General features: G+C 46.5%; 16 protein-coding genes and 3 pseudogenes. 3 read left to right on the plus strand and 16 right to left on the minus strand.

What is annotated here, in order from left to right; all coding sequences use genetic code 11:
• Positions 1 to 50 precede the first annotated feature (50 nt).
• The 12 genes and pseudogenes from hfq to HMPREF3047_RS07635 form a co-directional block, all read right to left on the minus strand.
• A complete protein-coding gene (gene hfq, locus HMPREF3047_RS07580; protein WP_036493792.1) occupies positions 51 to 347 on the minus strand; it encodes an RNA chaperone Hfq in 297 nt (98 codons plus the stop codon).
• A 297-nt stretch (positions 348 to 644) separates the two neighbouring features.
• Positions 645 to 2,102 carry a ribosome biogenesis GTPase Der gene (gene der, locus HMPREF3047_RS07585; protein WP_049331367.1) on the minus strand — a complete coding sequence of 486 codons (1,458 nt, stop codon included), beginning with the start codon at positions 2,100 to 2,102 and terminating at the stop codon, positions 645 to 647.
• A gap of 141 nt (positions 2,103 to 2,243) precedes the next feature.
• The gene (locus tag HMPREF3047_RS07590; RefSeq protein ID WP_070713034.1) at positions 2,244 to 2,873 is read right to left on the minus strand and encodes a YfgM family protein; all 630 of its coding nucleotides are present in this window, start codon (positions 2,871 to 2,873) and stop codon (positions 2,244 to 2,246) included.
• Positions 2,874 to 4,169, minus strand: a complete 1,296-nt coding sequence (hisS, locus tag HMPREF3047_RS07595) for a histidine--tRNA ligase (RefSeq protein WP_070713413.1) — start codon at positions 4,167 to 4,169, stop codon at positions 2,874 to 2,876.
• Between the two features lie 117 nt (positions 4,170 to 4,286).
• Positions 4,287 to 4,943 carry a C39 family peptidase gene (locus tag HMPREF3047_RS07600; RefSeq protein WP_070713036.1) on the minus strand — a complete coding sequence of 219 codons (657 nt, stop codon included), beginning with the start codon at positions 4,941 to 4,943 and terminating at the stop codon, positions 4,287 to 4,289.
• Positions 4,944 to 5,081: 138 nt separating this feature from the next.
• Positions 5,082 to 5,351, minus strand: coding sequence for a hypothetical protein (locus HMPREF3047_RS07605; protein ID WP_070713038.1), 270 nt, complete (start codon positions 5,349 to 5,351; stop codon positions 5,082 to 5,084).
• Positions 5,352 to 5,408: 57 nt separating this feature from the next.
• Positions 5,409 to 5,867 carry a hypothetical protein gene (locus HMPREF3047_RS07610; RefSeq protein WP_070713041.1) on the minus strand — a complete coding sequence of 153 codons (459 nt, stop codon included), beginning with the start codon at positions 5,865 to 5,867 and terminating at the stop codon, positions 5,409 to 5,411.
• 62 nt (positions 5,868 to 5,929) lie between these two features.
• Positions 5,930 to 6,208, minus strand: a complete 279-nt coding sequence (locus tag HMPREF3047_RS07615; protein ID WP_070713043.1) for a hypothetical protein — start codon at positions 6,206 to 6,208, stop codon at positions 5,930 to 5,932.
• A gap of 114 nt (positions 6,209 to 6,322) precedes the next feature.
• A pseudogene (locus HMPREF3047_RS07620) lies at positions 6,323 to 6,546 on the minus strand (hypothetical protein).
• A 300-nt stretch (positions 6,547 to 6,846) separates the two neighbouring features.
• Complete coding sequence (locus HMPREF3047_RS07625; RefSeq protein ID WP_070713047.1) at positions 6,847 to 7,134, minus strand: hypothetical protein; 288 nt, start codon at positions 7,132 to 7,134, stop codon at positions 6,847 to 6,849.
• Positions 7,135 to 7,423: 289 nt separating this feature from the next.
• Positions 7,424 to 7,644, minus strand: a pseudogene (locus HMPREF3047_RS11315) (hypothetical protein); the annotation flags it as partial.
• 42 nt (positions 7,645 to 7,686) lie between these two features.
• A pseudogene (locus HMPREF3047_RS07635) lies at positions 7,687 to 7,947 on the minus strand (meta-pathway of phenol degradation family protein); the annotation flags it as partial.
• 38 nt (positions 7,948 to 7,985) lie between these two features.
• Between HMPREF3047_RS07635 and HMPREF3047_RS07640 the strand changes: the two are divergent.
• Entirely contained in the window at positions 7,986 to 8,321 is a 336-nt protein-coding gene (locus tag HMPREF3047_RS07640) for a hypothetical protein (RefSeq protein WP_283122346.1), read from the plus strand.
• A gap of 162 nt (positions 8,322 to 8,483) precedes the next feature.
• Here HMPREF3047_RS07640 and HMPREF3047_RS07645 read toward each other — a convergent pair whose 3' ends face one another.
• Positions 8,484 to 8,786 (minus strand): hypothetical protein, encoded by a 303-nt coding sequence (locus HMPREF3047_RS07645; RefSeq protein WP_070713054.1) that lies wholly within the window; start codon positions 8,784 to 8,786, stop codon positions 8,484 to 8,486.
• Positions 8,787 to 8,997: 211 nt separating this feature from the next.
• Here HMPREF3047_RS07645 and HMPREF3047_RS07650 point away from each other — a divergent pair, with 211 nt between their 5' ends.
• Positions 8,998 to 9,921, plus strand: coding sequence for an RluA family pseudouridine synthase (locus tag HMPREF3047_RS07650; protein WP_070713055.1), 924 nt, complete (start codon positions 8,998 to 9,000; stop codon positions 9,919 to 9,921).
• A gap of 69 nt (positions 9,922 to 9,990) precedes the next feature.
• Here the strand turns inward: HMPREF3047_RS07650 and adhP are convergent, their stop codons facing one another.
• A complete protein-coding gene (gene adhP, locus HMPREF3047_RS07655; RefSeq protein ID WP_083315957.1) occupies positions 9,991 to 11,034 on the minus strand; it encodes an alcohol dehydrogenase AdhP in 1,044 nt (347 codons plus the stop codon).
• A gap of 340 nt (positions 11,035 to 11,374) precedes the next feature.
• On the opposite strand from adhP, the gene HMPREF3047_RS07660 reads away from it, so the two are divergent.
• Positions 11,375 to 12,853, plus strand: coding sequence for an aldehyde dehydrogenase family protein (locus tag HMPREF3047_RS07660; protein WP_070713058.1), 1,479 nt, complete (start codon positions 11,375 to 11,377; stop codon positions 12,851 to 12,853).
• A 94-nt stretch (positions 12,854 to 12,947) separates the two neighbouring features.
• Here HMPREF3047_RS07660 and HMPREF3047_RS07665 read toward each other — a convergent pair whose 3' ends face one another.
• Together HMPREF3047_RS07665 and recJ are read right to left on the minus strand one after the other, a co-directional pair.
• Entirely contained in the window at positions 12,948 to 13,883 is a 936-nt protein-coding gene (locus HMPREF3047_RS07665; protein WP_070713061.1) for a DMT family transporter, read from the minus strand.
• Between the two features lie 18 nt (positions 13,884 to 13,901).
• On the minus strand, positions 13,902 to 15,602 hold the full coding sequence (recJ, locus tag HMPREF3047_RS07670; protein WP_070713063.1) for a single-stranded-DNA-specific exonuclease RecJ: 1,701 nt from the start codon (positions 15,600 to 15,602) through the stop codon (positions 13,902 to 13,904).
• Between the last annotated feature and the right edge of the window lie 27 nt (positions 15,603 to 15,629).

Here is a 15,629-nt window from a genome sequence, read left to right on the forward strand (position 1 = left end):
CCTACCGCAAAAGCGGTAAGGTATTGAAAAACAGGAATGCGTTACATCATTTATTCGGCAGGTTGTTGCACAGTCTCAACTTGAACCGGAGCAGCTGCGGCAGCGGCTTGAGGTTGTTTGTTTTCGTGTTGCAGGCTGACTGCGCGTGCAGGAACGATTGTTGAGATAGCGTGTTTGTAAACCATTTGAGTGACGGAAGTATTACGCAGCAGAACAACGTACTGGTCGAATGATTCCACTTGACCTTGCAGCTTGATGCCGTTTACCAAGTAGATTGAAACCGGAACGTGCTCTTTACGCAACGCATTCAAAAAAGGATCTTGTAACATTTGTCCTTTAGCTGTCATATTCTTGAGCTCCATTATTATGATTGTAAAGACGCCAAAATCGGCGTTTGATGGGATTGTAGCCCCGAATAGGATAAATTACCAACTATTTTTTTCTATCACACCATTTAGGAATCCAGCAATAAGGGAACTTCCCGTCAAACCGACTGTTTCATTTCCATATTCACAACAATTCCAAATTCAAATTTGATGTTTTTTAAAATTCGGCAAATCCTATCGAAAATATGCCATGAAGTTCTAACAAGCTGTTTTTCATTATAAAAAGGCCGTCTGAAATTGTTCAGACGGCCTTTGTGCTTATTTGCTGAATTGTTTTTTCACGCTGACTTTGGTTTTCTTCTTGAAGCGGTTTTTCTCTTCCTTGCGGCCTTCGCGTTTCTCAATACGGTTACTCAGGCTGACACGGCGCAGCGGTTTTTTCTTCGGTTTGTCTTCCGCATTTTCATACGGGTTTTCCGAAACATTGTATTGAATCCGCAGCGGCGTGCCTTGCAGGTTGAAGGCTTTGCGGAACGTTTGGGTCAGATAACGTGTGTAGCTGTCAGAAATGGCATGCAGCGAATTGCCGTGAACCACAATCACCGGCGGATTCATGCCGCCCTGGTGGGCATAACGCATTTTCGGACGCACCAAACCAGCACGTGGCGGCTGTTGACGCTCGATCGCGCTTTGCAATACGCGCGTGATTTTCGGCGTCGGCATCTTAATCATCGCCGCATTATAGGCAGCCTGAATGCTTTCAAACAAACCGTCTATACCGCGCTCTTTCAATGCAGAAATAAAGTGGAACTTAGCAAAATCAAGGAAATACAGTTTGCGGTTGATATCGCGTTTCACTTGCTCTCGGCGCTCTTCGCTGATACCGTCCCATTTATTGACTGCCACCACCAAAGCACGGCCTGCTTCCAAAGCAAAACCTGCAATCGTCGCATCTTGATCGGCGATATCTTGTTGCGCGTCCAATACCAAAACGGCAACGTTTGCCGCTTCAACTGCCTGCATGGCTTTGATAACGGAGAACTTTTCTACTGCTTCATCCACTTTGCCGCGACGGCGCACACCTGCGGTATCGATGATGGTAAACGGCTTGCCTTCGCGTTCAAAATCGATATGGATACTGTCGCGCGTCGTGCCTGCCATATCAAAGGCAATCACGCGTTCTTCGCCGAGGATGGCGTTTACCAAGGTTGATTTACCGACATTTGGACGGCCGATTACAGCAAAAACAGGATGTTTCGCTTCTTCCTCTTCCTTTTCAGGCTCGGGGAAGGTTTCCAAAATATCTTCAATCAGATAATACACGCCATCGCCGTGCGCACCTGAAATCACATAAGGGTCGCCCAAGGCAAGCTCGTAGAACTCGGCGGCAAGCACAGCCCTATTGCCGCCCTCGCCCTTATTCACGGCCAAATAAACAGGACGTGGGCTTTGGCGCAAACGGTCGGCAATGATTTTGTCTTGCGGGGTCAAGCCGGTACGGCCGTCCACCAAAAATACAACCGCATCGGCTTCATCGACAGCCTGCAAGGTCTGTTTTGCCATTTCGTGCAAAATGCCGCTGTCCACAACCGGCTCAAAACCGCCGGTATCGATGACCAAATAAGGTTTGCTGCCGACTTTGCCATGACCGTAATGTCGGTCACGCGTCAGGCCGGGCAGGTCATGCACAAGCGCGTCTTTGGTGCGCGTCAAACGGTTGAATAAAGTAGATTTGCCGACATTGGGGCGGCCGACAAGCGCGATGGTTGGTTTCATGATTGAGTCTTTCTGTGTCAAGTGTCGCCTAAAAACGGGAGCGGAACACAAGCAGGTGTATTAAAAACACGGTTGATAAGGATAAGTGTAGGCCGTCTGAAAAGTCATTGCAACTTCAGACGGCCTTGATTTCAAACAAACTTATTTCAAGCTGTCAATTTTCATTTGCAGCAATTCGCGGCCTACTGCGGTCTGCGGCATTTTGCTTAAAGCAGCTTCGTAACTTTGCACGGCTTCTTTGGTTTTATTTTGGGCAACGTAAACATCGCCTTTGGTTTCCAGCATCAAAGGCTCGAAATCAGCCTCAACCTGAGTATTCAGGGCATTGATGGCGGCATCGTATTTTTTCTGCTGCAAGAGGACAACGCCCAAACGCTGAGCTGCCAAAGCTTGAACCAGCGGTGCGTTTTGGTTTTTCAGTACCCAATTCAAATGACCTTCCGCCACATCATAACGGCCGGCATCAAACTCGGTCGCCGCTACCATCAACGTAGCTTGGGCTGTCGAAATAGAATCAGGATAGTTTTTTTGCAATTCGGCCAAATCGGCGTTGATGGCTTTAGGGTCGGTTTTTTGCTGCGCCTTTTCCACCATTTGCGCCAATACGGCGGCGGCTTCCTGATCTTTTGAAGTTTTTTGGCCTTGGTAAATGGTGTAACCCAAATACCCCAAAGCCGCCACGATCAGCAAGGCAAAGATCCAACGGCCGGTTTTTTTCCAAAAATATTTAAAGTTGTCTAACTCTTGTTGTTCTTCCAAATGGGCTGCCATTTATGCGTTCTTCCATTGTTGTAAAGTGTCTGTCAAATCAGCGGCGGCAACAGTTTGTTGTTCGTGCTTGCCCTTCATATCTTTCAGGGTAACCGTACCGTTTGCCAGCTCATCCTGAGCCACAATCAGGGCAAAGCGTGCGCCACTATTGTCTGCTTTTTTCATTTGCGCCTTCAGGCTTTGGTAGCCGGAATGCTGCATCACATTGAAGCCTTGAGCGCGCAAGGCTTGCGCGTATTTCATCACCTGCAAGTCCGCACCTTCGCCTTGGTGCATTGCATAGACATCAGGCGCGGCGTTCACTTCCAGTGAGCCGTATTCGCTCACCAAAAGCAGCAGGCGCTCAATACCCATCGCAAAGCCGATAGACGGCGCAGGCTTACCGCCAAGTTCTTCAATCAAACCATCGTAACGGCCGCCACCGCACACAGTCGCCTGCGCGCCGAGTTTGTCGGTCGTCCACTCAAAAACCGTCTGATTGTAATAATCCAAACCACGGACCAAGCGCGGATTTTCAATATATTGAATACCCAAACCGTCCAACATCGCCTTGAAGCGTGCATAGTGGTTTTGCGAAGCCTCGCCCAAGTAATCCACCAGACGCGGCGCCGCGTTGCAGATTTCCTGCAAATCAGGATTTTTCGTATCCAAAACGCGCAAAGGATTGGTTTTCAGACGGCGTTTACTGTCTTCATCCAGTTGCGCCTCATAGCGGGTCAAATATTCAACCAATGCCGCACGGTGTGCCGCGCGTTCCTCACGGTTGCCCAAGCTGTTGATTTCCAAAGTCAGGTATTCGCGAATACCCAATTTCTCCCATAAGTCGGCAGACATCGCGATGATTTCCGCATCAATATCCGGCCCTTCAAAACCCAAAGCCTCGATACCGACCTGATGGAACTGACGATAACGGCCTTTTTGCGGACGCTCGCGGCGGAACATTGGCCCCATATACCACAGCTTTTGCGGGCTGTTGTACAGAAGGTTGTGTTCGACCACCGCACGCAGACAAGAAGCCGTACCTTCAGGGCGCAGGCTCAAACTCAAAGAATCGTTTGAATCGGAGAAGGTGTACATTTCCTTGCCGACCACATCGGTTTCCTCGCCGATGGAGCGGACAAACAAACCGGTTTGCTCGACAATCGGCGTACGGATTTGCTGATAGCCGTAAGCGCGTGTCCAACGGCCGACCGTATCTTCAAACGCCTGCCAAAACGCAGCCGTCAGTTTGAAATCTTTTTGTTCGACAGGTAAAAGGTCGTTCATACCTTTTACAGATTGAATTTTTTGTGCCATTTCAATATGGGATAAGCGAAAATCAAATAGTTGGGCATTATAGCTGATTTTTAAGGGTTTGTGAGATTGGGAACAAATCAAAAGGCCGTCTGAAAAAGTTTTCAGACGGCCTTTGACTCACTCTACACGCCGTAGCCTGATTTGTTTGACTGCAAATTCCGTCTGACGCTTGGGATGATGTGTAAAAAACAATTTATTTGAAATCGTCTCCGCTTTTTTCGGTACGACAGCCAAAATCTTACCTGCCAAATTTCCCTCACGGGTTTTCCAAGCATCTAAAAACTGCGCCTTGCTCATGGAAACATGACCCAGCGACGGGTCGGCAAGCAAAACCGTATTGCCGTCTATGCCGCGCAATACCGAGAAATGATCATCCTTGCGGTATTTCAAATACACGATGACGGGGATTTTCAACTGCGCGAGTTGCTCGAAAGACAGGGCATAGCCTTTCGCCTCAAAACCCAAATCAGGCATGATGCGCTGCATATCCTCAAACGACGCGCGCATCTGTTCCTTATCCAGCTTTTTCAACACTTCTTCCTCCGTCAGCTTTTGCCCGTAAAAATTGTTCAAAAGCGTCGCCACCGAAGCCGCCCCGCAGGAAAAATCCAAATCCTGCTTCACAATATTGAAATCGCGCCTCTCTTTCCAACTTTGCACTTTGATTTTTCCGTAAACAACAGGATTATCATTAAACATAGGTGCAGCATTCAGAGGATTGGATAAAGAAACGGCAATAGGCACTGACAGAAAAATACGTTTAAACATCATCATACATTCTAAAGATATATGTAAAAGGTCGTCTGAAAAGGTTTTCAGACGACCTCTTACATAATTATTCTTAATAGTATAAATAGTAAGGGATATAACAGGTATTAGGGGCAAACCATGTTGCACCATGACCTACTGCCCTTACCGCTTCTTAGACAGTCTTTTTACGAATACCATCATCAGGATTGTCCAAAAAAAAATATTTGATAAATATATTGCAAGATATTTTATTCCAACTTCATCCGAAACAGAAACTAATATATTTTTAATTAATACATAGCCGATTATTACATTTATTATTCCTATAATATATAAGGATCTTCCCAAAATTTTTTTTGATTTTATTTTAGGCATATCTTTTATCCATACTAAAATACAGCCCAATGTCGAAAAGAAAATAACAGGAAACACTACCTTACCTCCTCTTGCTTCCAACCAAACCGATAGCAGGTTTGGTTGGAAATTGGTTTATTTATTTATAAACACTATTTCCATATCTTCCGATATAAAAAAATACTTATCAAACTTCTCAAAATTAAGTTCTATTTTTTCCATATTATTCAGATCAGTATTATCTCCTATGATACGGAGAACTACATTTCCTAACAAGCAAAGATTATGAACTACATGAACCAGTTCGGTGGAAGGTGTATATCCACCTTGCAACTTAATATTATTTTTTTGTGCATTTTTTACCTGTAAATTAAATTTTTTAGAATTCTCTTCGTAGGAAAGAATCGTCCCTTCCGGAAAAATGACTGTTCTGCACAGTAATTTGTCCGCATTATTATAATGCAGCGTATTTTTTGAAAAAAATAATTTATTATTTGGAAATTTTCTTATAATTTCAGAACTTGACCAACGGCTATTTTTTAAAAAAGAAACCTGCTCGTTATTAGTACTATCAATTTCAAATTCAATTATCATCGCTACCCCTCTTAAAATACACAATATGCTTGGGCAATTATTGCCCAAGCCCGCAACAAATTCTAATTATTTTGGAGTCTTAGCCAATTGGCGTCCATAAAAAATATGAGCCCTCGAACTACTGGGGTAGCATATCTTGCAGCAACAAAAGTACCTATCATAGTTAAATACCCAAGTGCCACCAACGGCGCCATCGCCCCTTCAGCCTCCTTCATCTCCTTCTGAGAAAGCTCCGCCAACTGCATAGGCGTATCTGCCTGCGTGTGGAACACTTGGCTTTCAAATGTCTGATTGTCGAAGCTGTTTGCCATTGCGGGAGCAATCATCGTCAGAATCATCATGGCTGCGGTGATTTGTTTTTTTTCATAACAAATTCTTGGGGAGGAGATAATGTTCCATCAAAATCCTCCTGAAAGGCTGCCTGAAATTTCCAAGCAGCCTTTTTTGTTTGCTTATTAATCGGATAGTGCAACAAATATAAAGTAGACGGCAATCATTGCCGTAACGGCAGCCATAACTGTTTTATTTTCTTCAAACCAAAGCGAGTTTAGAAACATGGCCATCAAGAAATATGATGGTTTTTCAGTTTTGCCGCTGCTTTCTTGAATTATAAGATAAAATATAAATATGGCAGTTATACCAATTGCTGTTTTATTAAAATATATTTGTTTTTCATAATATTGTATAGTTTTTAATGCAAGTTTCAACAATAAATTTCGGAATAAGATAGAGAGATGTTGATATATCAGATAAATATACAAAACAATCAAGAAAACTATTGGCGGTATGCATAATCTTGAATTTCATTTTTTGATGAAATTAAAATAATGAAATATATGCTTACCATTATAATGAAAGTTTTAGCCTCCTGATTGCAGTATTTCAAACCCAAGATAAATAATTAATAAAATTATTAAAAATCAAAAACTTAGGTTTTTTTTCTTAATGGCCATACCGGTTAGCTTATTCTTCAAATATTTTATTTAATTTTATTCATTATTTCCCCAACTGTTTCGGCAATAAATAACAAAAAATAACATAATAAGATAACAGAACAGGAAAATAAAAATAAATCTTTCATTATCTCAGTAATAAAATTCCAAAGATTTTCCTTATTTCCATCAATAATAAAAATTATCAGGTCATGAATAAAGAATACTGCAAAGAAAATACTTCCTGCCGTTAGAGATATTTTTAATCTGCTTATTTTCCCTTCGCTATATTTACCTGATAAATAGCCTAAAAAAGCTGCAATCAAATCATCCATTTTAAAAGTTTCTGTAAAAACAGGTAATGTCTTTAATTCATTACCTGTTTGTTATGATTTATCTACACCATACGCGATTTGCACCATTGTTGGCAAGTGTACTATTTACTCTCCATATGTTTGCTCCTGCATTTGTCAGGCTGGGAATAAATTTGACTCCTCCACTGGCAATTGCCCCCACAGTACCAAATGATGTGCCAATGACAGCACCTGTTGCTACGTTACCTGCACATTTGGCATTGTCCCATTTGTAATGACCCTGATAGGCACCCCATGCATAGCCGGCACCTCCCCATATGCCTCCTGTAATACCGCCGGCTACCCAAGGAGCAAAAGCCCACTCAGTCTCTCTCATCTCTTACGACAACAGTTCCGCCAACTGCATCATCGGCGCATCTGCCCGCGTATGGAATACTTGGTTTTCAAATGTCTGATTGTCCAAGCCGTTTGCCATCGCCGGAGCGGCAATCATCGTCAAATCATCACGGCTGCGGTGATTTGTTTTTTCATAACAACTCCTTTGGATTACAACGTTGGAAAATCAAAATCTGCTTAAAACGTATGCTGTACGCCCAATTTCAGTTCGGAGCTGCTCTGCCCTGAAGCGTTGAAACGTGCGGATGCGTTTAAAGACGTGGCTTTGGAGAAGCCGAAGCCTGCGCCGAGATGGGCGTAGGTAGATGTATTCCTTGCGGATTCTTTTTTGCCGTCCAGACGGTCGGGCTGCTTGCCCAGCCATTGGATGCCGCCTGTGAGGCTGATCCTGTCGTTGGCGGCGAAGGAGATATTGGGATTCAGCATCCAGTAGTTGCCCAATATGAAAAAACTACCCTCCCTTTTTCTCCCAAGCAATGGCTACAAATAAGGCCACAAATAATCAAACGAAAATAGATTTAGTCAAAAAGGTTTACCTGACCAAAGTGGATTTAGGCTCTGAACACAATCGTGTTACTACGCTTGAATTGCAAAAAATCATCCGACAATTCAATAAATTCGACACAAATATCCGTAAGCAACCCGATATGGAGATGGGATGTGACATGCCGATACATTACTACTTGGGCTTTGGTCAGGATCATCCTGATAACTTCCATAAAACTTTGCAAATCAAGGTCACTTCTCCCTATACCGTCCGGCAACATTTAAACAATTTGACGGCCATAGGGTCGGTGCAGATTTCACGTTGAAATATACGAAAAACCGTTGTTTAATAGATGATTTTAAGATGATTGGCGATCAAACCAGCATCAAAACCGATTACAAACTTGTTTTGCGCAAACAAAAATGTGAGTGAGCCGACAAAACAAAAGGGCTGCCGAAACAAATGAAGCAACCCTTTGATTTTGAAATCAAGGTCGTGAAGGATGCGGATTTAAGCGGACAGGCGGCAAATTAGGTTTTCCGTATTGGGAAACAGCTTGTCTGCCTGAAGCTGCTTTTCCTGACTGCATGACGCCGCTATCGTTGCGTATTGGATGTGCGGCATACTCGTCTTGATTTAATTGTGAACCTTCTTCATTGACTTCATGCTCTGCCACAAGTTCATACTCATTATCGTATGCCTTACTCTTGCCAAGCTGAACTTCCCCTCCCGCCATAGAGGATACGGAAAATACGGATAACATGATGATTATGCCGATTTTTCTCTGCATAATATTCTCCTTTTCTCAAAAATTGCTTCTTTATCATTTCTTTAATTCATGCCATAAAAGCAAGCTCAAACAAAACCAGTTTATCTGGTTCCATTTATAGAGGCTATTTAAACACAAAACCTGCATCAATACATATCTATTATTAGAAGTTTATTTTCCATATAAACAAGGCCGTCTGAAAAAATCCTAAAAACCGAGTACAATCCGCCGCATGAAAAAATGTACCAATCCCCTCCCCCTTTTAGACGGTGTCAAACCCAGCTACTTGGTTTTGCCGCATGAAAAGCAGTTTTACGGCTTGCCGCTGCTGCATTTTCTATGCGCTCATTTTCCCTTTGTCGGCGAAGAAAACTGGCGGCGGCGGCTGAACAGCGGTTTTGTGGTGGGCGCGGATGGCGTGCCGTTTGATGAGAATACCTTGTTCGAACCCGGCAAGACGATGTTTTATTACCGTGAAACCAGCCGTGAGAGCGAGCCGCGTATTCCGTTTGAAGAAAAGATTTTGCATATTGACGAGCATTTGATTGTAGTGGACAAACCGCATTTTCTGCCCGTCATCCCCAGCGGCAGGTTTTTGCGGGAAACCTTGCTCACGCGCCTGCGTCTGCGGCCGGAATTGCAGCATTTGAATGTTGAAGACATTACGCCGATTCATCGCTTGGACAAAGATACGGCAGGCGTTATGCTGCTTTCGCTCAACCCTGCCACGCGTCGTGGTTATCAGACCATGTTCCAAGAAAAAACCGTCCGAAAAACCTATGAAGCGGTGGCGCCGACGCGGACGGATTTGGACTATCCGCTGGATATTTCATCCCGAATGGAACGCGGCGAAAAATTCTTTCTCACGCGTGAAACGGAAGGCGAACCCAACGCCCACACAACCATCGAGCTTATCGAAAACCGCGGCGCCTTCAGCCTCTACCGCCTCACGCCGCATACCGGAAAGAAACACCAGCTCCGCGTGCATATGATGAGTTTGAATATGCCGCTGATGAACGATGCGCTTTACCCTACCCCATTGGCGGCCGGTGATGAAGACTACGACAAACCTTTAAAACTTCTGGCTAAAAAAATAGAGTTTATCGATCCTGTCAGTGGAGAAATCCGCGTATTTGAAAGCGGTTTTGCGCTTTAAGTTATCCAATCCAATAAAAAAGGCCGTCTGAAATTGTTCAGACGGCCTTTTTGTCACGGAATCATTTGATTAGTGATGAATGCAACTGCACTCTTTGTTCATATCAATCACCATACGGCCGGTAATTTTACCTTCGCGCATTTCTTGGAAGATGGCAGGCGCTTCATCCAAAGCACGCAATTCGACTTTAGGCACAACCAAACCTTCTGCCCCGAATTGGAATGCTTCTTCCAAATCTTTGCGGGTACCAACCAGAGAGCCGACCACTTCGATGCCGTCCAATACCAAACGTGGGATAGACAAATCCATAGACTCAGGCGGCAAGCCGACTGCAACGACACGGCCGCCGGCGCGGACACAGTTAACGCCTGAATTGAAGGCGGCAGCGGATACGGCTGTCACAACGGCTGCGTGTGCGCCGCCGGTTTTCTCTTGGATGACTTGAGCCGCATCTTCTTTGGCGGCATTGATGACTAAATCAGCGCCGCTTTCTTTAGCGAATGCCAGTTTTTCATCGTTGATGTCGATGGCGACAACGTGTGCGCCGAATACTTTTTTCGCGTATTGAACCGCCAAGTTGCCCAAACCGCCTGCGCCGTAAATCGCAATCCATTGGCCCGGACGAACGCCGGAAACTTTAATCGCTTTATAAGTAGTTACGCCGGCACAAGTAATGCTGGAAGCTTGCGCAGGATCCAAACCTTCAGGAACTTTGACCGCGTAATCGGCACTCACGATACAGTGGGTTGCCATGCCGCCGTCGGCAGTATAGCCTGCGTTCAATACGGAGCGGCACAAGGTTTCGCGGCCGGTATTGCAGTATTCGCAAGAACCGCAGCTTTGGAACAGCCATGCAATGCTGACACGGTCGCCGACTTTCAGATTTTTCACACCGTCGGCAACTTCTTTAACCAAACCGATGCCTTCGTGTCCTAACACGCGACCCGGTTTGTCGCCGTAATCGCCTGCCGCAACGTGCAAGTCGGTGTGGCAAACGCCGCAATACTCGACTTCCACCAACGCCTCGCCGTATTCCAGCGGACGCAGTTCGCGTTCAACAACTTCTACATCACCTGCTACATCTTTGTTTACTACCACAGCATGCATTTTCATGGAGCGTCTCCTAGGGTGTTGAAAAACTATTTAGCTATGAATGAGAATACTCCCCATATCCGAAGCCGTCAACCCATAATCTTTTTTAAAACAATAAGTTATAATGTTATACCATAACAAAATCTATTTAAGCCGTATAAATCTTTAAATACATTAACAAATGGACTTTCATTTCAATCAAATCCTTTATTTTTCAGACGGCCTGCTACATGAGATAACATTGTAAATGTAAATTTTGAGAATATTCTCATTTTTAGTACTTGAACTTAAAAAGAAAAAAGCATAAGCTGTTTTTCATGGTGTCAAAACACCTATTCCCATTCATTAAGGAGACAGCATTATGGCAAAAGATTTAAATGTGTTTGATAAAGAATACGGCCTTTTAATCAACGGCGAATGGACGAAAGGTAGCGAAGGCAAACTTTTATCCTCTTACAACCCTGCCAATGGCGATGAATTGGCCAAGTTCACAGACGCATCTGACGCCGATGTCGATGCTGCCGTGGCCGCTGCCCAAGAAGCATTCAAAACATGGCGTAAAACCACGACTGCCGAACGCGCGGCCATTTTGAATAAAATCGCCGATGTGATTGACGAAAACGCCGAATTGTTCGCCCTGCAAGAAACCTTGGACAACGGCAAACCCATCCGCGAAACCCGCGCCGCCGACGTACCTTTGGCTTCCGACCATTTCCGCTATTTCGCCAGCGTCATCCGCGGCGAAGAAGGCACGGCAACCCAGCTTGACGCCGAAGACCTATCCATCGTTTTGCGCGAACCGATCGGCGTTGTCGGCCAAATCATTCCTTGGAACTTTCCATTCTTGATGGCCGCATGGAAAATCGCTCCGGCATTGGCCGCAGGTTGTACCATCGTCATCCACCCTTCTTCCAGCACTTCATTGAGCCTGTTGTCCCTCGCTCAAAAAATCAACCACTTGCTGCCTAAAGGCGTGTTGAACGTGATTACCGGCCGCGGTTCCAAATCCGGCGAATACATGCTCCACCACAAAGGCTTCAACAAACTGGCCTTTACCGGCTCAACCGAAGTCGGCCGCCGCGTCGGTATCGCCGCCGCCGAATTGCTGATTCCGTCCACTTTGGAATTGGGCGGAAAATCTGCCAACATCTTCTTTGACGATATGCCTTTCGACAAAGCCCTCGAAGGCGCGCAAAAAGGTATTTTGTTCAACCAAGGTCAAGTGTGCTGCGCCGGTTCGCGCATTTTTGTACAAGAAGGCATTTACGACAAATTCGTCAATGCGTTGGCTGAAGAATTCAAAAAAATCAAAGTCGGCCTGCCTTGGGAAGACGACACCCAAATGGGTTCGCAAGTCAATGCCGGTCAACTCGAGACCATTTTGAAATACGTCAAAATCGGTGAACAAGAAGGCTGCCGCATCATTACCGGCGGTAAAAAAATCGAAGGCGAATTGGGCAAAGGCGAATTTGTCGAACCGACTTTGATTGAGGCCAGCAACGAAGCCCGTGTTTCCCAAGAAGAAATCTTCGGCCCGGTTGCCACCGTGATTAAATTCAAAACCGAAGAAGAAGTCATCAAAATGGCCAACGACAGCGAATACGGCTTGGGCGGCGCAGTGTGGAGTACCGACATCAACCGCTGCCTGCGCGTTTCCAACGCATTGGAAACCGGCCGCGTTTGGGTAAACTGCTACAACCGCCTGCCTGCCGGTGCGCCGTTTGGCGGCTACAAAACTTCAGGTATCGGCCGCGAGACCCACAAAATGATGCTCGCCGCCTACACCCAAGTGAAAAACATCTACATCAGCACCCGTGAAGAACGCGAAGGCTTCTATTGATTCGGTGATTCACAGTAATCTGATTTAGAAAATATAAAGGCCGTCTGAAACCTGTTTCAGACGGCCTTGTTTATTCTGTTTCGCAATAAATGCTTTATATCTTTCTCAAAAAAAGCCCCATCACTTTCTCTCCAGCTACAGCCAGCAATGCCCCGGCCACAACCACCATGGCACCCACATAGCTGACGATATTCATATCCGAAGCGGCAAAATAATCGGGGGCGAGATGATGGCCGATGGTGGAAAATATCATGGTGAATACAGGAATCAGCGTGGTGACGATACTGACTTTTGAAGCGTCCCAATGGTTGAGCGCTTCGCCGAATGAACCGTAGCCGATCAGCGTGTTCAGGCAGCAATAGATAAAGCAGCCCCATAAAAACGGATTGCCGATATGGGCGATTTGCGATGGTTCGGCAAACGGCAGGAAAACAAAGCTGCTGCAAAAATAAATCATCAACAGGATTTGTTGCGAATTGAAATGTTTGGACAGAAGTTTTTGCGCCACGCCGTAGCACACCCAAATCATGCTGCCCGAAGCCGCCATCATCACGCCGACCGCGTAGCTGCCCAAGCTGAAAAGTTCGCCAAATTTGTCGTTGAAAAACATGACCAAACCCGTCAGTAAAAGCATCAAGCCGATTTTTTGCCAATGCGTAAAGGCTTCTTTAAACACGCCAACGCCGACCAAAATCATGGTAAAGGGCGAGAGCTGCCACAATACCTGCGTGGTTGTCGGCGAAATATAGTGCAAACCCATGGCAACAAGAACAAAGTTGGCAGAAATACCGATAATGCCCAGCACCAATAAAAATAAGGTTTGCTTCGAAAATTCAGACGGCCTCGGCAGCTTGCCGGTCAGCCCCAACAACGCAAACAACACCAGCGAAGCCACTAAAAAGCGTATCCACACCAGCGTGGGCGCATCGACGGCTTTTAATGCCTGTTGGGCGATAACCGGCAGCGAGCCCCAAGTCATGGTGGCAAGCAGCGCCAATGAAAAGCCGAGCCAAGGTTTTTGTTTCTTCATTTTTCAGACGGCCTTTACTTACGCGGCTTCCCAGTAGTCGATATAAAGCTGCAATTCGAGGTTATTCCGCCATTCGTTAGCAACGGGGCGGTACACCGTGCGGATGTATTCGGGAATGTCTTCGCTGCAACGCCAAAACATGGCTTCAAATTCGTAGCCGTCTTTTTGCAGCCAGACTTTTTTGTGTTTGCCTTCCGCGCCCAACGGCTGCTGGCGGATGACGTGAAATTCATCGGTAAAACTCGGCGGCGCGAAGCCCTGCCCCCAAACGTGTTTGGCAAGGTTCTGCGCCTGTTCCAGCGTAATGTCGCGTGCAGGCAGGCTGCCGTCGGTGATGAAGGTTTGCGACAAATCGTCTTCGCACACCATCTCGCGCACGGCTTCTTCAAAGGCCGTCTGAAACGCGGGAATATTGTGTTCAAGTATGCTCAAACCCGCCGCCATTGCGTGTCCGCCGAATTTCAAAATCAAATCGGGATGGCGTTTGGACACCAAGTCCAAAGCATCGCGCAGGTGCAGATTGGGAATGGAGCGACCCGAACCGCGCACTTCGCCGTTGTCGGCAGGCGCAAACACGATGGTCGGACGATAAAAACGGTCTTTGAGGCGGCTGGCCACGATGCCGACCACGCCTTGATGGAAGTCGTCGCGATACGCCACCAAAGTCGTCTGACCTGGAGGCAAGGTTTCAGGAAAATCATTCAGCGCATCTTGCAGCATAGACTGCTCGATTTCGCGGCGCTCGATATTGAGGTTGTTTAACTGAGCTGCCAGTTCCTGCGCTTCGGCATCATCTTGCGCCAACAGACAGGCAATACCGACCGACATATCGTCCAGCCGTCCGGCGGCGTTAATGCGCGGCCCCAACGCAAAGCCCATATCAAACGGCTGCGCCTTGCGCCAATCGCGCCGCGCCACTTCAAACAAAGCGCGGATACCGGGGCGCATCTTGCCCGAACGCATCCGTTTCAAACCTTGCGACACGAGGATACGGTTGTTGTGGTCGAGGGGGACGACGTCGGCGACGGTGCCGAGTGCGACCAAATCCAAGAAGTCGCCCAGATTCGGCTCTTTCAGGCCGTCTGAAAAATAATTGCGGTGGCGCAGTTCGGCACGAAAAGCCATCAATACATAAAAAATCACGCCCACGCCCGCCAAGCTTTTGCTTTGGAAACCGCAGCCTTTTTGGTTCGGATTGACAATGATGCAGTCGGGTACGGTCTCGGCAGGCAGATGGTGGTCGGTCACAATCACATCCAAACCCAACTCCTGCGCACGCGCCACGCCTGCAATGCTGGCGATACCGTTATCCACCGTTACCAATAAATCCACACCTTGTTCTGCCGCGATTTCAGCCAGCTCTGGCGTTAAACCGTAGCCGTGTTCAAATCGGTTGGGCACAAGAAAATCCACTTTCGCCCCCATCGCCGCCAAACCGCTCATACCGACGGCACACGCCGTCGCTCCGTCGGCATCGTAGTCGGCGACAATCAGGATTTTTTCCTTGCGCTCGACCGCATCTGCCAAACGGCCGGCGGCGGCTTCGCAGTTTGTCAGCGTTTGATACGGCAAAAGCGCAGCAAGCTTGTCGTCCAACTCAGCCGGACTTTGCACATCACGCGCAGCACATAGCCGCGCAATCAAAGGATCGGTACCGGCAGTGAGCAAGTCGTTGAAAACAGTCGGATTAATGGAACGTGTTTGGATTTTGACGGACATGGTGTGTGGGTTTAAAGAGAAAAAATT

It is taken from the genome of Neisseria sp. HMSC075C10 (genome assembly GCF_001815615.1).
Classification (GTDB): domain Bacteria; phylum Pseudomonadota; class Gammaproteobacteria; order Burkholderiales; family Neisseriaceae; genus Neisseria; species Neisseria subflava_A.